Raw genomic sequence first — 18,486 nt, 5'->3', positions numbered from 1 at the left:
TAAAAACGCTGACCGGTTTGGGATTCCAGACCGGCAGCGTTTTTTGGTTTGTAGTTTTTCAGCGTTTTTTCCCGGAAGCAGCGGAGCGGAAGAGGCGTACCATCTGGTCAATTTTTGCCGCTTCCTGTTTGGATTTTCCGGCTTTGATGGCAGAGATGATCAGGTCCGCCTCGGAGGCGGAAAACTGTGCGCCGCCCTGATTTCCCTGCATCAGGGAGAGAAGAAACGGCATCATTTCCGCCTGGGATTTTCCGCGGCTCTGAGAGGCCATCTGCTGCAGTGCCTGAAGCCGGGCGAAGTCAATTCCGGAAAGAGAGGGGTCCTGCGACCAGTCGTTTTGCTTATCATCTGAACTCATAGCAGATCCTCCTCATTTCCGGGATTTATATTCTGAAGCATCTGGACCATCTGCATGGTCTGAAACATCTGGGAGAGAAGATCCCGCTGCGGACCGGCGGCAAAACGGGAAATATCCTGCAGCATCTCAAGCGGAGAGACGTGCGGGGCATCAACAGACATCATGGAAAGGTCGGCCGGACGGGAAAAAAGCTGAATGGTCCGCTGGAGCTCGAGCCATTTGCTCAAAATCGCAAGGGAGGGCTGCAGGCCGAAGGAGGCGTAGGGAATGGCAGCCTTCAGCATCTGAAGCTGATCCTGTGCGATCATCTGGTCCAGCGGTGTCATCTGTTCCACATTTTGTTCCTGTTCCTGATTCAAATTAAGATCCTTCCTGGCAGCATTCCTGCATTTGTCTTTTTATTTCTCTTTATCTTATGTTCCAGGCCGGAAAAAATGACAGAAGGCGGGAAAAAACATATGATAAGAGGAAGAAAGAAAAAGGAGACCGCCGGAAAATGGATGGAAAAGAAACAGCAAAAAGAAAACAGGTACTCGAAGGGAATGCCTTTTATGAAATAGATCTGGAATGTATGAGAAAAAAAGAAAAAAGAGAAGAGATGGAAAAGCGGGAAAGAGAAGCACGGAAACCGAAACGGTTTCGCTGAAAGAGAATTCTGGTGAAAAAAAGCCCCGGGGCGGTTGATCCGCACCCGGGGCTTTTTCTGCCCGAACATCTGGGAAGACTGAAAAAAGGTCAGCAGCCGCATCCACAGTTATTGCTGTTGCCGCATCCACAGCCGTTGTTGTTCCATCCGCCGCAGCAGAACAGAAGAATCAGAACGAGCCAGCAGTCGGAATTGCAGCCATTGTTGTTGTTTCCACATCCACATCCGCCGCAGCAGGAGAGGAGAAGCAGAATCCAGATAATACTGCAGCCATTGTTTCCGAACAGGTTGTTGTTGGAAACACCGCATCCATTATCGCAGCCACAGCCGTTGTCACATCCGCATCCACAGTTTGTAGCAGCTAAATCACTCATGTTTGTTCCTCCAAAGGAATCATTTTGCTTACAATTCATGATATGAAAAACTGCCGGGCGGGGTTACTCTTAAAGAGAAAAATTCAAAGACCCTACAGACTGCGTCCCTGAAAATCAAAAAGCTCTTTCACCGGAATGTCAAGTGCCTCAGCGATATCGAACAGAAGATTCAACGAAATAGAGGTTTTTGTATTTGGCGCTTCGATGTTGCTCATATGGGTACGACTGATATGTACCGCCTCGGCAAGTTCGGCCTGCGTCATTCCTTTTGCTCTTCGGTAGTAGGCAATCGTAAGTCCAAGAAGGCGAAGATCGTTCAAGCGTTCGTAATTCATAGTCAGGAATCCCCCTTTTAGTTTTATAAATATAATGATAATACGTAATGATACAACGGAAAACAATCAAAAACAAGGCACTTGCACATTAAAAGTTTGCATCAACAAACGGATATACCATAGAAGCAAACCTGTGAGCGGGAAAATCAGTTTGTCATAAGGCTTGTGAAGCTTTGATATAACTGTAATCGGCCATATCCCCATTCTCTGCTCGGATACGTAATAGTATCAGTTCGGTCTGCACCGCGGATCAGGTAGTTTTTTACCTCCTGTGCCGTGAAATAGCGGGCGGGAGTGCGCTGGATGCCCCATTGCAGAAAAAGAGCAGCGGCGCCGGATGTAATGGCGGCGGACGCACTCGAACCGCTGAAGCTTACATAGGAGCCGGCCGGTCCCGGTCCGGTAACGGAGACGCCGGGAGCGGCAAAGTCGGGCTTGATTTCACCAAGCCGGGTAAAGCCGCGGCCGGATTCCGGGGAAAAACTGTTGTTTGCTGCCTGATACGTGGAGGGAGAAAGAACAGGAACCGTGGCAGAAGGTGTCGTCAGTGTCGTGTACGGATCCGGTTCCAGAAATGTCACATCGGAGGTGGAAAATCCGGTGATCGGGAGCCAGATGTGGAAATCCGGCGGCGATGGAAAAGCGCGGTAAACCTGAAGCGTCCAGATACCGGGGGTCGGATCCAGCATGCGGATCAGAATGAGCTGGCTGCCGGTCGTGGCCTGGACCACTTCGTAGTTGACGTAGATCACGGTGCGCTCCAGAACGAAGGTGATCCGCTGTTCCTGATTCAAAGAGACGGGAATCCGCGGAATCGTCTCGCCGCCGGGAGAGCGGAAACCGACAGAAAAAAGCTGTGGAGCCTGTCCCCAGAGTTCCAGGGTGAAACCGCGGTTTCCTTCAGAAACGAGAAACTCTACATTTTTCGGGGTGTAAGTTTCGGATACAGAGCCATAATAATGGTGTGCTGCATTTCCTTCGTTGCCGGTCGCGCAGACGGGGATCACACCAGGCGTGTTGCCGTAGCGCGCCAAGGTCAGAGAAACGGGGAGCGTGCCGGAGTGGCTGCCCTGATTCGTCCCGAGTGCCAGACAGAGGACGAGCGGTTTTCCTTCCGCAGCTGCGGTTTCATTCAGAAAGTGCATGGCGGAGAGCAGGTCATCTTCCTCGAAGACGGGAGCATTGGAGGACACAAGATAAAAATCTTTCAGATTCTGTTTGGCGGGTTTTAATTTAACAACGGCAAAATCTGCCTCCGGTGCGGCGCCGAGAAATCCGGCGGAGGCATCCGGAGTACCGCCGGCCACGCCTGCGACATACGTGCCGTGCCCGTCGGGATCGGTGACGGGAACAAGGGAGAGTGGATTGCCGCTTTCAAGTGCCGCGTCGAGATTGGACTTGGTATAGAGACTGCCGTAAGGAAACTGCGCCGGCGGCGTTCCCGTCCGGTCCGTCTGATCCCAGACGGCGAGAATCCGGCTCTGTCCGTTGGCATGCAGAAATGCGGGGTGGCGGTAATCAATGCCGGTGTCCAGAAAACCGAAGATTACATTTTTGCCTGTATATCCGCCACCGTAGAGATTCTGCGTCTGGACAATCCCGGAGACTTCCAGTGAGAGCGTGGAGAGCGGCGTAAAAAGTTTTGGAAGCCCGGTAAAGGGAACTGCGCCGAAGAGATTTTCCGGCAGCAGACTCCGCTCGAGAAAGAGAACGGAATACTGTGGGTTCAGCGTAAGAAGAGCACTTGACTCCGGAAACAGCATCTGGTACCGCTCGGACTGTGCCACGTAATTCTGGATCAGAATGTTGATGTAATCGTTGGAATAAATGATGTCTGTAAGATCCATAAAGAGATCCTTTGTTTTTGATGCTATTGTATGCAAACATTACGTCAAAGTATGCATGAAACAAAAAAGCCCCCCTTACCTGACGCAGTGTCTGCGCGGTAAAGGGGACGAAATAGAATCAGCTTTCGAGAAGAGCGCTGATATCCTGTTTCGGTACTTCCATTGGGTAATGGCTGTCGAAGCATGCACGGCAGATCGGCAGATCGCCGACCATGTTCTGGAGTTCATCGATCGGCATGTAGCCAAGAGAGTCGGCTCCGATCTGCTGACGGATCTCCTCCGTGGAGTGAGAGCTTGCGATCAGCTGTTTGTTCGAAGGAACATCGGTGCCGAAATAGCACGGATACAGGAACGGCGGAGAGCTGATACGGACATGGACTTCGGTCGCGCCGGCTTTGCGAAGCATCGTGATCAGGTTGGAAATCGTTGTTCCACGGACAATGGAGTCGTCGACGAGCACGATCCGTTTTCCTTTTACAACAGATTCGAGAACGCTCAGCTTGATTTTGACGCTGGATTCCCGTTCCTTCTGGGTCGGCTTGATGAAGGTACGGCCGACATAGCTGTTTTTGTGGAACGCAAGACCGAACGGGATGCCGGATTCTTCGGAATAGCCCTTTGCGGAGGCAAGTCCGGAGTCCGGGACACCACAGACGAGGTCTGCATCAACCGGGTAGGTCTTTGCGAGAGTTGCACCGCCGCGGATTCTGGCTTCGTAGACACTGATATTGTCTATTTTGCTGTCGAGGCGGGCAAAATAAATATATTCAAAAATACAATGCGCTTTTTTTACGTCAACCGGCATAAATTCGGATTTCAGATTTCCGGTTTTGTCAAACGTTACAATTTCTCCCGGAGCGACATCGCGGACGAATTCGGCGCCGATCGAAGTGAGGGCGCAGCTTTCCGAGGCGAGAACCCAGGCGTTGTCCCGCTTTCCGATGCAGAGCGGTTTTAAGCCATATGGGTCGCGCACGCCGATGAGTTTTCTCGGGCTCATGATGACAAGGGCATAGGCGCCGCGGATTTCTTTTACCGTGCGTAGAATCGCTTCTTCTACCGTTTTGGAATGAACGCGTTCCCGCGCAATACCGTAGGCGATGATTTCAGAGTCAATCGAAGTGTGAAAAATTGCGCCGGTGTTTTCCATCTGCTCGCGCAGTTCCATAGCGTTGACCAGATTTCCGTTGTGCGCAAGGGCGAGGGAGCCTTTCAGATAATTCAGAACGAGCGGCTGTGCATTCTCTACGGTAGTGGAACCGGTGGTAGAGTACCGGACATGGCCGATGCCGATATTGCCGGACAGCTCTTCTAATTTGGATTCTTTGAAAACTTCGTTGACAAGGCCAAGGCCTTTGTAGGATTTCACATGGCCCTTTGGACCGCTGGTGTCAGAGACGGCAATTCCGCAGGACTCCTGTCCTCTGTGCTGCAGGGCGGAAAGGCCATAGTAGATCGAAGGACTGACGTCGGCACCATCCAGATCGTAAATGCCGAAAACACCACATTCCTCCCGGAGACCGGTATCATAACAATTGTTTGACGATGGCTGCATAGGTATTCTCCTTTTTTCAGTTGTAGACCTGCATGTTTTAAAAACATTGATTATCATACTCATTTTTGCGGATGATGTCAAGAAAATCGTGATATGTATAAAATATGGTGCAGAAATTTAGGATTTCGTGGAAAATGTCGAAAATAATAAAAAATAGTAGAATTTTCTGCCGTTCCACACAATAAAATTTGATAGGTAAAACGCTGAAAAGCCGCATAAACACTATGTTTTTGCGGCTTTTCGCGTTCCTGCGTCAGCGGTCAAAAAATGCCGTTTGACGCTTTTTTGCCGCCCTAACTCGACGGGGTGATATAAAAGGCTATAAGAAGCGGTAAAAAGATAAGTCGGTCAAAGCTCCATTTCCTTGTGTTTTTTCTTTGTCGTTCCTTTTTCTGTTTTTGCGCCTGCTTCCTTTGCCTGTGCCGGGGCTGCTTTTTCTACTGCGCCGTGGTAGGCGTCCAACACCTCCTTTTTTCGCTCCAGGCGCACATCAACATATCGGGCGGTTACTGCTTCAAAGTTCATGGATAAGCCAAGCGACGCGCCGATACCCGCAAGCGTATGTCCCAAGACTTCGCCCACGGTATAGAAGTCGCCTGTCAGTTGGTGCATATTCGTAGCTGCTGTATGCCGTTACGGTATAATAACGACAAACAGAAAAAGCCTTTATTTTCAAGGGGTTTGAGCGTTTGTCGTCTTTTATTCAATTCCTTTTCCAAGTTGAAAATTGACGAAAACTATAAAGAAAAAAGGAGGCTGTTTTATTAACGACAAAATTTAATAGTGCCAGCGGTCCGGCTTTATGTCTGACCGCTGGTTGCCGTGGGCGTTTCACTTTTATAGGTGGACGCCCTTTTTTCATACTCATTTTCGAGAGAAAGGAGATCCCCATGGAATTAAACGAAATGGAAAAAAAGCTGCTCTTTCAGGTTGAGGGCGATTATCAGACAAAGATCCTGAATGAACTTTATATGACCGTGCGGTATTCAAATAATTCCGAACAGCGGGAGGCGGCAGAAGGTCTTATGGCAAAACTTCGTGTTCTGTCAAATGCAGAGTGCATGGACTTGGTAAAAGATATTCAGAAGAATTACCGTCTGCCCTATCCAGCCCGGACGATTGGAGAAAAGATCGCCGAGGCCAGACAACAATCAGGTGCAGAAAAATTGAAGGGGCATGACATCATGGCGCTTGAACGTTTTGACCCGGAGGTAAGGCACATGATCATTTTTGATGTATTGTCTTACGATTCCCCTGTTGGCGACAAAGGCGATAAGATGCGCTTGTTCCTTACAGATGCCGGCTATCAGAAATTTTTAGAGAGCCAGGAACGGGGCGAAGTGAAACTGAAAAACCATGCGAAGGTCTCTGGCGGTCATCTCCATTATGACCACAGGGATCATGCCTTGTAACGGAATAGTCGAAGAAAGGAGGCGATACAATGGCAGTATTCCGTGTAGAGAAAACAAAGGACTTTACGATAATGAGCAATCACCATCTGCGCAATACGGAGTTGTCCTTAAAGGCAAAGGGGCTTTTATCACTTATGTTGTCGCTGCCGGAAGATTGGGATTATACCACGAAAGGACTCGCCCATATCTGCAAGGACGGTGTGGATTCTATCACTACTGCCCTGAAGGAACTGGAGCGGCATGGTTATCTCACCAGGCAGCGCCTCCGCTATGATAACGGGCAGTTGGGAGACATTGAATATACGATCCATGAGCAGCCTGTAAGCACCGAAAACACAGGGCTTTCACCTAAACGGGAAAATCCAAGACAGGTAAAACCTGAACAGGCAAAACCTAAACAGGCGGAACCTGAACAGGCAAATCCGGTACAATTAAATACTAATCCATTAAAAACAAAAAAATCAAAAAAAGATAAATCAATAACTTATCCATCAATCTATCCGGCAGAGCCGGAAGCGGCAAGCCGCACGGATGGGATGGATCGGATAGAGCTGATAGAAGCCTATCGTGAAATCATCAAAGAAAATATCGAATATGACTTACTGGTCTTACGGTATGGCAGGGAACGTCTGGACGAAACCCTTGAACTTATGCTTGAAGTGATTTTGTCGAAACGCCCTTACATACGCATCGCCGGAGATGATTTTCCGCGGGAGATCGTCAAGAGCCGGTTCCTGAAGATCAATTCCGGTCACTTAGAGTATGTCTTTGACTGTATCGACAAGAACACGACGAAGGTCGGAAATATCAAAGCATATCTGCTGGCGGCGCTGTATAATGCCCCGGCTACAATGGACAGCTATTACCGTGCCGAGGTCAATCACGATCTGTACGGCTGTTAGGCACCTTTGGGTGTCTTTTTTCATTCCATCACAGGAAGGAGGCAAAGCACGATGAAAAGAATCACTGTGCCGGTACAATGCCCGGCGTAACCAAAGAACAGATTCAGGCAGCGCGGGAAGCTGATCTGTTTACTTACCTGCAGTTCCATGAACCCGGTGTGCTGAAACGGGATGGACCTAATTTCCGGCATAAGGAACATGACAGTCTGGTATATGTGACCGGGAAAAGGTACTGGTACTGGAACAGCCGTGGACGGAGTATCAATGCGCTGGACTACCTGATCCAGATTCGGGGATATGGTCTTGTGGATGCGGTTCATGCTCTGGTAGGTGGCGAAATCCGACATACACCGGCTTACCGAAGTACGGCAGAAATACAGGTATCAAAAGAACCGGAAAAGAAAGCATTCTCTCTCCCCTGGGCCAGACGTTGCGCGACCGCTGCGGTCTCCTATTTGCAGAAACGGGGAATCAGCTCAGAAGTCATTCGCCAGTGTTTACAAGCCGGGATTTTTTACGAAGCCCGGTATCATGGAGAACCGGTTTGTGTATTTGTAGGGAAAGATGATTCCGGGAAAGCGAAGTTCGCCTGTATGCGCAGTATCGGCGGCAATCTCAAAAAGGATGTCTATGGCAGCGACAAAGGATATAACTTTTGTTATCCCCCGCAAAGTCCGGGTAGCCGGCATGTGGCAGTCTTTGAAGCTCCTATTGATGCGCTTTCCCATGCAACGCTTCAAGAGCTGGAGGGATGGAAATGGAATGGTTACCGCTTGTCTTTGGGAGGTACTTCCCATGTGGCGCTGACTTCTTTTCTGGAACGCCACCCGGAGATCCGGCGTGTTACCCTTTATATGGACCACGATCTTGCCGGATTTGTCAATGCCCGGAAAATCAAGACCATGCTCCACGAGGATAAACGTTTCCGTCATATCCGGGTAAGTGTCAACCCTCCCCGGATGGGAAAAGATTACAATGAAAAATTGCTGGAGGTTCGGGAACAACTGCAAACCAGCCAGCACCAACGCCGCCCAAAAGAGGCGGCTGTTTCAATTTAGGGAGGATTTCAACATGAATGGATCTCAACAGATCTGCTTTACAGACAGCGCCGGAAAAGCGCTGTTTTCTATTCCTGACAATGGTTTACTTTGCCTGTTCTATGGAAACGGGGACAGGCATTTTGCTGTTTGCCATCGTCTGGATGACACCCATGCAGAAATTGACGGGGTAAATTATTCGATGCCGGACTTTGCCAAAAGGATGAAACACAACCAGATCGGCTTTGCCCCGGCATAGGGCTGGAAAACAAATAACAGGAGGATTTGAAAATGAAAAAAATTGAAAATACCGCTTTGCAGATGATTGCCGAGGCTTCCCGGTGTCCAGACTACGGCCCCGATATGGTTAAATCGCTGATGAAAAAGCTGGACATGAACGAAAAGGGCTTTGCGCTTTTGATGAATGTTGCCCCATCCACAGTGCGTCTTTGGACCAGCGGAGCTGCACAGCCCTGCGGCACAGCAAAACGCCTCATGCAGATTTATGAAACCGGTCCGGAGATTGTTGGCAAGATTGCCAGAGGGCAGCTACCGGCAGATGGGAGGGATTGATGAATGACGGAGACAGATAGCCAGCCGATTGCGGAAAATGAGCAGGTCAAAGAGCTGCTTGCTCTCCTAAAAGACAACAATACACCGGGATATGAAGAATTTGCCAAGCTAATCGAGCATGTGACCGGGATGGAGCAGCGTCTTTTGGAGGCAACCGAGGAACTAAAGGCAGTGCGTCAGGAAATGCAGGGATTACAGAACCATTCCCTGAAAGATACTCTCCAAAAGAGCTGTAAAGCTATGGAGATGAATATTTCCGTTATGCGTCACCGTCTTTCCGAACTCAAAGGCCAGATCATAAACGGGTGCAGGAATATCCTTGCCGATTTCAGGGAACGAGGTACTGTTGCTTTGAATGGGATCACACAGTTTTTACATGTCAGACCGGTGTTGGAGTCCATTCAAAGTGCAGCAGAAAAAAGTATGCAGGCCAACAACAGGGCTGTTGCCAGAATTGACGCTTTCAGTACGGAATATCACGAAATGGAGCGGCATCTCAAAAATATGGGCCGTGCTATTCAAGGAAAACCTGCGGAGACAGACGCAAAAGAAAATGGAAAGATTGCCAGGGTGTTCAAAGGTGCTTTCAAAGTGGAGGGCGCTCTTATATCCTCCATTAACCGTAATGCGGAGTGGGCACTTAATACCCTTGCCCGGTTGGAACAGACTGCGGAAAGGCGCCCTTCTGTTTTGGAAGCAATGCGGGAACAGGCAGCAAAAACGGAACCGGCAAAAAAGCAGCCGGCATCTTCCCATGATAAGGAAAGCCGGTAATTGTCAGGTTCACATGAAAGGAGGAATTTGATTGAATCAGGAACCACTACCGCAGATTCATTTGATCCGTGATACAGACTTATCCATCTTTGCGTATGAGCTCCATATTTTTGCCGGAGATTTTCTTAGGGAATGCGAATTTAATATGCGTTCTCTGGCGACAAATACCGGGGCTGATTCCATTGCCATCATGGAGAAAAATCACATGTGGCTTTCCGACGCTTTGTTTGCTTATTGTTCTACGGCGGATCTTCATCAAATGATCTCAACAACGGAGTTTATCGGAGCGAGGGTTTTCCTGTTTCATACGGATCGCAGAGAGGGCGGTCACTTGTACGGAGATGTCCTGATGATGGATTTAGACACGCTGCGGCAGGATATAAAAAGAAATATCCTCTATCCCTGCGGCGTCAATGTCGAACGCAAAGATGGTTCAGCGGCTACGGTCAGCCTGAAAGAATGGACTGAAATGGAGCTTTACGAAAAAGATGCTCTGAAAAGTTGGGGATTTTCTTATGCCCCGAATCAAGTTACGGAATGGCAGTACCACTATTCCACGATGTTCAGACAGTGGATGGATCAGGCATTTCGTTATATGCCCCAGGATTTAGAAGAACGCCTGAATATGCAATATATGGAGGCAGCCCAGAACCCGGATATGGATAAGTACCGCATACCACAGGGAACGGCAAAACAGATGCTTCTTTATGACGAAGCCCCTGTGTATCGCCTTCTTCCATCCGGTTCGGAGAAAATTGCGCCCATTGCGGCAGTCTCTACGGGCCTGTGGTATGAAAATTACCGGGAGTTTGCCATTGCACCGGAGGATTTAGGCGCTCTGGACAAACTGATCCGCAGGGAAACTGACCGGCTCACAGGAAACCTCCCACAACTTCTCAAAAACGAAGAACGCCGCCCTGCCCCGGAGCGATAAGAATTCTACACAGACTGGAGGTGATGAAGATTGGCAGGAGTGCATGAAGATTTCGGCGAAAAGATCGGCGGTGCGAAAAAAGACCTGTGGAAAGACCGCGGGCTGTATGCGGATGATCTGGAAGCCATGAATGAGCGCGAAGCCGAAAAATTTGTGAAAAAGGATAATGTCTGGAAAAAGCCGGACTATGCAGCCATGCTGGAGGAAGGGATTCCTCTTGGCGTGGTCTATTTTATCAAAAAAGCGAGGGACGGCTTAAACGCTTCCCCTCAGTATTACCGCACGGATGACACCCCGGAAAAACGGACCGCGAGACAAAAGGAATATATAAAAACAGTCCGGGAATTGCAGACAGTGCTTTCAGATGTCCGTACTGTGGAGGATGCCATAAGAGCCTATGACCGCTTTTTCGCTGACAATGGATACTTAGAAAAGGTACAGGGCTGGGGAAGCGGAATCCATTACCGGGCAACGAAAAAGGGACAGGACAATCCCGTGATCACAAACAAATTGTCCAATACCATGCTGATCCGCTCGGCTGAATATTTTGAGCGCAACTTTGCTCAGAAAGCAAAAAAGGAACAGTTTTGTGTTTCCAAAGAGCAGAAAATACCGAAAGGTTATGCGATCCACTTCAACGACGGGAAACAGACCTATTCTAAAAATGGGGACTGGAAACCCGGTACCTACTATGTGACAAAAGGCTATTCGATCCTGCGGACCAATTTTGAGACCAAAGAAGCTGCCCTGAAATGGGTGCAGGAACTTGCCAAAGGCAGGAACAAAAACGGAAAGATCCGTTTTGTCCCTCCACAGCTTGCCCATGTCAAACGTACCGGACCGGATTATCGGAATGGCGTGGAGATCACCGGACAGCATTATCTTGATACCTTTGGGTTCCGCGGCGGTGAGTTTGGAAACTGGATGAACCAGAACGACCGGCAGACCTCCCTTAACATGGGATTTGAAGCACTAAAGGATCTGGCGTCAGCCCTTAAGATCAGCGATAAAGATATTGCTTATCAGGGAACACTTGCTATCGCTTTTGGTGCAAGAGGCAGTGGCAATGCTGCAGCTCATTATGAACCTTTGCGTACAGTCATCAATCTTACAAAAATGCACGGGGCCGGTTCCCTGGCACATGAATGGTGGCATGGACTTGACGATTATCTTGGTACAAAGATGGGAGCAAAAGGGATGCTGTCAGAACAGCCCCACCTCTATGCGCCGTTCCAAAAACTCATTGACACCATGAAGTATAAACCGGAAACACCGGAACAGGCAGCAAAGCGCACGGAAGCACAAACAGAACGCACCCGGAAAAATGCGGCAAGCTGGCTGGATTCCTCGGTTCTTGCCTCCCTGAAACGGTATGGCAATGAGGAACAGATGGAAACCTACGCAGTCTTGCGGGAAGCATTTTTGTCCGGCGAACCCGGCTCTGTGGAACAGATCAGCGCATTTAAGAAGAATGTTACCGGCCGGGTAATTCCCAAAAGTGAACGGGAACGGCTGGAAATTTTTGAGCGTATGCTTTCCGGGATGCAGGCGCAGGAAGCTCCGCAGATTGGACGGACGGAAACTGATTTTTACCGTAATTCGGTACGCATGGGAAAAGAATGTGAAAAAGACGGCGGTTATTGGGACAGCAATGTGGAAATGACAGCCAGAGCCTTTGCCTGTTATATCAAGGACAAACTGCCCTACACATCGGATTATCTGGCAGGCCATGCCGACTGTGCCCTTACCCTGGTTTCCGGTAAAGACGGAGAAATGGAGGTATTGAAAGCCTTCCCTGTGGGGGAAGAACGCCGTGCAATCAACGCTGTTTTTGACGAGATCATTCAGGATTTGAAACGGGAACAGCTATTGACCCATGCCGATGTAACGCTTCCCCTCTCTGTTTCTGAACTTCGTGAGGCGGCGGACGGGCAGCTATCCATGTTCGGCGTCGGCCGTCCTTCCGTGATGGATCAGCTTGCGGCAAACAGGCCGGCAGATAAAAAATCACCGGCACAGACGTTTTCCAGAAAAAACCACGAGCCGGAAATATAGCAGGAGGTGAACAGCATTTTGGAAGAAAATAAAGATTATCATGCCTACCGGTATGGCGACCACTTGACGCCGGGATTGGAGCTTAAAATTGAGCACAGCGTAGTTTGTGAAAATGTGGATATTTCTACACTGATCACAATGGGAACAGATAGCCTGGAAGCCATGCGCCAGGGAAGTATCGACGGGGAGCAGAAAGCCTATGAAATCGTGGTGGCTGCCGCAAAACAGTGGGAACAGCAGGCAGCGGCAACACAGACGATCAACCGGGCTTTGGAATATCTTCGTACACCTGAGATTGAACATACCGGCAATCAGTGGAAAGACACCGATAACTGGAGGGCGGATCAGAAAATCAGCAACCGGGTCTATCAGATGACCTGCAGTATTTGGGAAGATACGAAATATGACAGGGAAACAAAACAGAGTATTCCGGTTGCCTGGTATGTGACATGGGAAGTCCGTATTCATTCCCCGAAGCAGGGATATGGAGAAAAGATTGCCGGACAAAACCAGAAACGATATACAGATAAGAATGCAGCCATAAAATACCTGGACGGGCGGAAGAAAGCCTATTCCCATTTATTCACGGAAATTTCCCCGCCAATTCCGAAAGAATATGAGCGTCATTTTATGGTTCATGGCACTCTCTTACCTGGTTATACGGTTGAAGGACTGGAACAGACCAAAACGGAACATGCCGCCGCCGAGGTTTCGGAGGGCGGTATTTTTACGCCCCAAAACCAGGAGAAGCCTTCCGTCCTGGGGAAGCTCTCTGTGGCAAAAACCCAGGAAAAAACGCCAGCCGCTCCCGGTATGGCAATGAAAAAGAAGGAGGATATACAGTTATGAAAGTGTTAATGGTAGAGCCGGGCAAGTCCCCTTATGCTGCGGAGATTGAAAGCGGTCTGAAATCTTTGCAGGCGGCAGTGGGTGGAGACATTCAGGCGGTCTATCCGTATGAGGACCCGGTGGCTCTGATCTGCAATGATGAAGGCAAGCTGATGGGACTGCCTCTGAACCGGGCTCTCTTTGATGATGACGGCCACGTTTATGATATTGTGTCCGGGAATTTTCTGATCGTTGGTCTTGGCGAGGAAGATTTTACAGACCTTTCCCCGGACTTGATGGAGAAATACGGGGAGCAGTTCAAGTACCCTGAAAAATTTGCAAGGATTGCCGGCGAGATCATTGCAGTCAAGCAGCCTGCAACCAATGAACACCGGGAAAAACCGATGATGCACCATTCCGGCCCGGATTTGTAGAAAGAAAGGAGCCAATTATGTTAATGGCAGTAAATGAACCTTATGCCCTTATGGTGCAGCCGGACGATATTCTGATCTCTCCCCGTGAGGTAGATGAACATTTTGGGACGATGGTATGCTTCCATCCCCGCTATGCGCTGGGCGACCATCACAACTATATGGACAAAGACGACTTCCTGCGGGAAATGTATTTAGATACCGTAGGACATGATGAAGCCGGCATGAAACGCTATGAACGGATGGTAAACATTGTAAGCAGCCGTTTCCGGCATGGACCAAAGACAGAGGAACGGGCGATCGATGAAGCAATGCAGAAAGTAATTTCGGAAAAGTATCTGATGCTCCCCCTCTATCTCTACGACCACTCAGGTCTTGCCATGAGTACAGAAAGTTTCTCAGGCAGGGCCCCTCATGCAGAATGGGACAGCGGACAGGTCGGCTGGATCTATGTTTCCAAAGAAGATGCCCTAAAGGAATTTGACGCTGACAAGATGACCGGCGCCATCCGGCAGAAAGCGGACGCACTGATGCGCAGTGAAGTCGCCGCTTACGATTCCTATCTGCATGGCGAATGTTATGGGTTTGAGCTTTATAAAAACGGGGAGCTGTCGGATAGCTGCTGGGGCTTTATGGGTAACTTTTCCGATGTGTTGAAAGATATGGCGGAATACCTCCCGGATGAGTGCAAAGGGATGGTCGATCATCTGGAGGAACAGGAACGCCCGGCTACGATCATCAAGACGCTTTTGAAACATGCTAAAATTCAGGTCGATCAGGCAGCAAAAGCCTTTGAACACGCTTCCCGACAGCAGGTTCTTGGGGAAAGCCGGTAAAAAGTTATTTCCATATTATAAATACCGATTTTATCAGAAAGGAGGATGCCCTTGCAGGAAGATCTCGAACAACGAACGGTTTCTGTTTCTATACAGGCAGCAAAACTGTCAGGGCGGGTACTGCGTGCGGCTATTGCTGCGGTACTCCAAAAGATGGAACAGGAACGCACAATGCCAAAAGTCGGGCGCAACAGCATGAAGCGGCTGACTTATAAAGACCCCGGAGCCAATACCATTGAAGTTTCAGGGCGAATCCGCTCTTTTGAACGGTATGCCAGGAAACATCAGGTACGCTACCATATAGAAAAGGAACTTGGGACCGATCCCCCAAAATGGACGGTATATTTCAAGGCAAACCAGGCGGATGCACTGACGGCAGCTTTTAAGGAATATACGAAGAAAGACCTTACACGCAGCACCAGACCGTCGCTGCTTACACAGCTTCATAAGTTCAAAGAACTGGCGCAGTCGCTTGGCCGTGACCGTGTAAAGAACAAAGAACACGGAGGACCGGAACGATGAAGATTGATGCAGAAACACTGAAAAAACAGGTCATTCTCCATCTGCCTTATATTCTGTTCCTTCTGGTATTTGCCAAGCTGGGCGAGGCGGTGCGTCTGGCTCCCGGAGCAGACGCTTCCCAAAAGCTGTTAGGACTGTCCGAAGGCTTTGCCCTTGCGTTTCAGAGTATGTGGCCGGGAGCGGCAATGGACTGGCTGATTGGTTTATGCGGTGCAGCCATTATGCGGCTGGCAGTCTATCTTAGAGGGAAAGACGCTAAGAAATACCGCAAAAATGTGGAATATGGTTCTGCAAGATGGGGAAATAAAGCCGATATTGCCCCATTTATGGACCCAAAGCCGGAAAACAATATCATTCTTACCCAAAGTGAAGGACTGATGTTAAACGGACGGCCCAAAAATCCGGCCAATGCAAGAAATAAAAATGTACTGGTAGTCGGAGGATCAGGTTCGGGAAAAACGCGCTTTTTCATCAAGCCCAATCTGATGCAAATGCACAGTTCCTACGTCGTCACCGATCCGAAAGGTACAGTCCTTGTGGAATGCGGAAAGATGTTGCAGCGAGGCACACCAAAGCTGGACAAGGACGGAAAGCCTATGCGTAATGAAAAAGGAAAGATTATCTATGAGCCCTATAAAATACGGGTATTCAATACGATCAATTTTCAGAAAAGTATGCACTTTAACCCATTCGCCTACATTCATTCCGAGAAAGATATTCTGAAGATCGTCACTACCCTGATCGCCAATACCAAAGGCGAAGGAAAAGCCGGAGACGATTTCTGGGTCAAAGCAGAAACCTTGCTTTATACGGCACTGATCGGATATATCTACTATGAAGCTCCGGTAAACGAACAGAATTTTGCCACACTGGTAGAAATGCTGAACGCAATGGAGGTCCGTGAGGATGACGAGTCATTCAAAAATGCCGTTGACCTTCTCTTTGACGCTCTGGAACAGAAAGACCCGGATCATTTTGCCCTGCGTCAATATAAAAAATATAAGCTCGCTGCCGGAAAAACAGCGAAGTCGATCCTTATTTCCTGTGCTTCCAGACTGGCTCCTTTTGACATTAAAGAAGTCAGGGAAATTACCATGTATGACGAGCTGGATCTGGATATGCTGGGGGATGAACGGACCGCTCTTTTCCTTATTATGAGTGATACGGACGGAACCTTTGCATTTTTGATCAGTCTGATCTATTCCATTTTGTTTAACCGCTTATGCGAGCGGGCGGATGATGTATATGGGGGCAGGCTTCCCATCCATGTGCGCTGCCTGATCGACGAGGCGGCAAATATCGGGCAGATCCCGAACCTGGAGCGTCTTATGGCGACCATCCGAAGCCGTGAGATCTCTGCCTGCTTGGTGCTGCAGGCGCAAAGCCAGCTCAAAGCCCTGTATAAAGACAACATGGACACCATCATCGGTAACTGTGACGCCTCTCTTTTCTTAGGAGGCAAAGAAGAAACTACCTTAAAAAGCTGGAACTCCCTATTAGGGAAAGAGACTATTGATCTGTATAACACCAGTGTCACAAAGGGAAATCAGGAATCCCACGGACAAAATTTTCAAAAGCTGGGAAAGGACCTGATGTCGGTGGATGAACTGGCAGTTATGGACGGGGGCAAATGTCTGCTGCAGATCAGGGGTGTGCGGCCGTTCCTCTCCCGGAAATACGATATAACCAAACACCCAAATTACAAACTGCTTTCCGATTTTAATGAGAAGAACGCTTTTAATATCGAAAAGTTTCTTTCTACCCGGATGCCGATGCGTCCCGGTGAACGATACCGTAATTATGAAGTCACAGCCGAAGATCTGGCTTCCCAGACTTTATAGAGTTGTTCCTGCCTGTCAAAGCATGACGCCCTGGCAGGCTTTGTTTTTGTCACGATGAAAGGAGGATATTTTGAGGATTCGTGATTCTCCCTGAAAAGTAAATAACCGCAGGATTTTTCCTGCCCCATGCCGCCGTGCTGTTTGAAACAGATTTTTTTCTAAAAACAGTGCGGCGGCTTTTTTTGTTTCCGGCCTGATACGGCCATATCACAAATTAAAATTTCTGAAATTAAAGGAGGAACATTATGGCATTTTTTGCAAGCGCGATTGATACTTTGAAGATCCTTGTGATCGCCCTGGGCGCAGGTCTGGGCGCATGGGGTGTTGTAAACCTTCTCGAAGGTTACGGAAATGATAACCCAGGTGCAAAATCCCAGGGGATCAAGCAGTTTATGGCTAATTAAAGGGAACAAAAAGAAAGGAAAAGCACAATCCAGACGGTATCAGCGGCAGGATACAAGAATAAATTGTGATTACACAAGATTGGTGTTATAATAAGAGAAAAGTTCCTGCCGGGGCAGCCGCCCCGGTGGTATGGATAAAAAGGCAGGAAAACAATATGCACATCAGCTATAAACCACTCTGGCATACACTGTTAGAGCGTGATATGAGAAAAGAATATTTAAGCCTTGCCGCCGGTATGACAACGAATATGATTGCCAACATGAGCAAAGAGGGAAAGCACATCAGCATGGATACATTGGCCCGTATCTGCGAAACGCTGAATTGTGAGATTACCGATGTGATTGAGTTAGTACCAGACGAGCCTGCTTCCACAGGAGGGAAGGAACATGAGCGAATTGAAACCAAGAATAACGGAAAACGGAATTGATTAGATCCTTGTCGGAGATTACTATATCCCAGATTTGAAGCTGCCGGAGGAACACCGCCCTATCGGAAAGTACGGACGGATGCACCGGGAATATTTAAGAGAAGCCCACCCAGCCAGATTGAACACATTGACACTGACCGGGGAGTTATGGACATATCTTGCAGACCTGAACGAACAGGCACAGGAACGGTTAGACACCATCATGGAGCAGATGAAGGCTGCCGATGGTGTGACCGAGGAATTGAAGCGTACCCATCAAATGGAATGGGTGCAGCGTTGCAATAACATTCACAACCGGGCAGAAGAAATTATTTTGCAAGAGATGATTTATTCATAACGGTATGGTAGAATGATTATGACAAATCGAAAGTTGACAAGGAGTTTTGATAGCGTG

Annotated in this window: 24 protein-coding genes; 16 read left to right on the top strand and 8 right to left on the bottom strand. The window is 48.7% G+C overall.

Features of this window, described 5'->3' with window-relative positions; genetic code table 11:
• Window positions 1–58 precede the first annotated feature (58 nt).
• From DWX32_RS13365 to DWX32_RS13330, 8 genes are all read right to left on the bottom strand, one after another.
• Complete coding sequence (locus tag DWX32_RS13365; RefSeq protein WP_022461427.1) at window positions 59–358, bottom strand: hypothetical protein; 300 nt, start codon at window positions 356–358, stop codon at window positions 59–61.
• Window positions 355–717: a hypothetical protein gene (locus DWX32_RS13360; protein WP_055217741.1), complete on the bottom strand. Its 363-nt coding sequence runs from the start codon at window positions 715–717 to the stop codon at window positions 355–357. Before DWX32_RS13360 ends, DWX32_RS13365 begins: the two co-directional genes overlap by 4 nt.
• A gap of 54 nt (window positions 718–771) precedes the next feature.
• Window positions 772–1,134 carry a hypothetical protein gene (locus tag DWX32_RS19695; RefSeq protein WP_158576382.1) on the bottom strand — a complete coding sequence of 121 codons (363 nt, stop codon included), beginning with the start codon at window positions 1,132–1,134 and terminating at the stop codon, window positions 772–774.
• The gene (locus DWX32_RS13350) at window positions 1,094–1,378 is read right to left on the bottom strand and encodes a hypothetical protein (protein WP_055228247.1); all 285 of its coding nucleotides are present in this window, start codon (window positions 1,376–1,378) and stop codon (window positions 1,094–1,096) included. Before DWX32_RS13350 ends, DWX32_RS19695 begins: the two co-directional genes overlap by 41 nt.
• 92 nt (window positions 1,379–1,470) lie before the next feature.
• Entirely contained in the window at window positions 1,471–1,713 is a 243-nt protein-coding gene (locus DWX32_RS13345) for a helix-turn-helix transcriptional regulator (protein WP_022462361.1), read from the bottom strand.
• Between the two features lie 146 nt (window positions 1,714–1,859).
• Window positions 1,860–3,560, bottom strand: a complete 1,701-nt coding sequence (locus DWX32_RS13340) for a S8 family peptidase (RefSeq protein WP_118640094.1) — start codon at window positions 3,558–3,560, stop codon at window positions 1,860–1,862.
• 118 nt (window positions 3,561–3,678) lie between these two features.
• The gene (gene purF, locus DWX32_RS13335) at window positions 3,679–5,115 is read right to left on the bottom strand and encodes an amidophosphoribosyltransferase (protein ID WP_118640095.1); all 1,437 of its coding nucleotides are present in this window, start codon (window positions 5,113–5,115) and stop codon (window positions 3,679–3,681) included.
• A 348-nt stretch (window positions 5,116–5,463) separates the two neighbouring features.
• Entirely contained in the window at window positions 5,464–5,727 is a 264-nt protein-coding gene (locus DWX32_RS13330; protein WP_243037592.1) for a hypothetical protein, read from the bottom strand.
• Between the two features lie 278 nt (window positions 5,728–6,005).
• Here DWX32_RS13330 and DWX32_RS13325 point away from each other — a divergent pair, with 278 nt between their 5' ends.
• The 16 genes from DWX32_RS13325 to DWX32_RS13250 all read left to right on the top strand — a co-directional run bounded on the left by DWX32_RS13325 (window position 6,006) and on the right by DWX32_RS13250 (window position 18,429).
• Entirely contained in the window at window positions 6,006–6,527 is a 522-nt protein-coding gene (locus tag DWX32_RS13325) for a DUF5720 family protein (protein ID WP_117514329.1), read from the top strand.
• A gap of 29 nt (window positions 6,528–6,556) precedes the next feature.
• The gene (locus DWX32_RS13320; RefSeq protein ID WP_117514327.1) at window positions 6,557–7,429 is read left to right on the top strand and encodes a DUF6017 domain-containing protein; all 873 of its coding nucleotides are present in this window, start codon (window positions 6,557–6,559) and stop codon (window positions 7,427–7,429) included.
• A gap of 77 nt (window positions 7,430–7,506) precedes the next feature.
• Window positions 7,507–8,487 carry a DUF3991 domain-containing protein gene (locus tag DWX32_RS13315; protein WP_117514325.1) on the top strand — a complete coding sequence of 327 codons (981 nt, stop codon included), beginning with the start codon at window positions 7,507–7,509 and terminating at the stop codon, window positions 8,485–8,487.
• A gap of 13 nt (window positions 8,488–8,500) precedes the next feature.
• Window positions 8,501–8,725, top strand: a complete 225-nt coding sequence (locus tag DWX32_RS13310) for a hypothetical protein (protein WP_117514323.1) — start codon at window positions 8,501–8,503, stop codon at window positions 8,723–8,725.
• 32 nt (window positions 8,726–8,757) lie between these two features.
• Entirely contained in the window at window positions 8,758–9,039 is a 282-nt protein-coding gene (locus DWX32_RS13305; RefSeq protein ID WP_117514321.1) for a helix-turn-helix domain-containing protein, read from the top strand.
• Between the two features lie 3 nt (window positions 9,040–9,042).
• Complete coding sequence (locus tag DWX32_RS13300) at window positions 9,043–9,813, top strand: DUF6674 family protein (RefSeq protein WP_117514319.1); 771 nt, start codon at window positions 9,043–9,045, stop codon at window positions 9,811–9,813.
• Between the two features lie 31 nt (window positions 9,814–9,844).
• Window positions 9,845–10,747 (top strand): hypothetical protein, encoded by a 903-nt coding sequence (locus DWX32_RS13295; protein ID WP_118427270.1) that lies wholly within the window; start codon window positions 9,845–9,847, stop codon window positions 10,745–10,747.
• 126 nt (window positions 10,748–10,873) lie between these two features.
• The gene (locus tag DWX32_RS13290) at window positions 10,874–12,802 is read left to right on the top strand and encodes an LPD1 domain-containing protein (RefSeq protein WP_223387514.1); all 1,929 of its coding nucleotides are present in this window, start codon (window positions 10,874–10,876) and stop codon (window positions 12,800–12,802) included.
• Between the two features lie 18 nt (window positions 12,803–12,820).
• On the top strand, window positions 12,821–13,651 hold the full coding sequence (locus DWX32_RS13285) for a hypothetical protein (RefSeq protein WP_118427274.1): 831 nt from the start codon (window positions 12,821–12,823) through the stop codon (window positions 13,649–13,651).
• Window positions 13,648–14,064, top strand: a complete 417-nt coding sequence (locus DWX32_RS13280; RefSeq protein ID WP_064786913.1) for a DUF3846 domain-containing protein — start codon at window positions 13,648–13,650, stop codon at window positions 14,062–14,064. Before DWX32_RS13285 ends, DWX32_RS13280 begins: the two co-directional genes overlap by 4 nt.
• Before the next feature lie 17 nt (window positions 14,065–14,081).
• Window positions 14,082–14,897 carry a hypothetical protein gene (locus DWX32_RS13275; RefSeq protein ID WP_117442480.1) on the top strand — a complete coding sequence of 272 codons (816 nt, stop codon included), beginning with the start codon at window positions 14,082–14,084 and terminating at the stop codon, window positions 14,895–14,897.
• Between the two features lie 51 nt (window positions 14,898–14,948).
• The gene (locus DWX32_RS13270; protein ID WP_029731785.1) at window positions 14,949–15,419 is read left to right on the top strand and encodes a PcfB family protein; all 471 of its coding nucleotides are present in this window, start codon (window positions 14,949–14,951) and stop codon (window positions 15,417–15,419) included.
• Complete coding sequence (locus tag DWX32_RS13265) at window positions 15,416–17,260, top strand: VirD4-like conjugal transfer protein, CD1115 family (RefSeq protein WP_117552645.1); 1,845 nt, start codon at window positions 15,416–15,418, stop codon at window positions 17,258–17,260. Before DWX32_RS13270 ends, DWX32_RS13265 begins: the two co-directional genes overlap by 4 nt.
• A 245-nt stretch (window positions 17,261–17,505) precedes the next feature.
• A complete protein-coding gene (locus tag DWX32_RS13260; protein ID WP_055156893.1) occupies window positions 17,506–17,664 on the top strand; it encodes a Maff2 family mobile element protein in 159 nt (52 codons plus the stop codon).
• 155 nt (window positions 17,665–17,819) lie between these two features.
• On the top strand, window positions 17,820–18,092 hold the full coding sequence (locus DWX32_RS13255; protein WP_118660301.1) for a helix-turn-helix domain-containing protein: 273 nt from the start codon (window positions 17,820–17,822) through the stop codon (window positions 18,090–18,092).
• A 4-nt stretch (window positions 18,093–18,096) separates the two neighbouring features.
• Window positions 18,097–18,429, top strand: coding sequence for a TnpV protein (locus tag DWX32_RS13250; protein WP_243037595.1), 333 nt, complete (start codon window positions 18,097–18,099; stop codon window positions 18,427–18,429).
• Window positions 18,430–18,486 lie beyond the last annotated feature (57 nt).

The sequence above is a fragment of the Blautia sp. AF19-13LB genome (assembly GCF_003479105.1).
Lineage (GTDB): Bacteria > Bacillota > Clostridia > Lachnospirales > Lachnospiraceae > Fusicatenibacter > Fusicatenibacter saccharivorans.
This window is presented reverse-complemented; position numbering and strand designations above follow the sequence as displayed.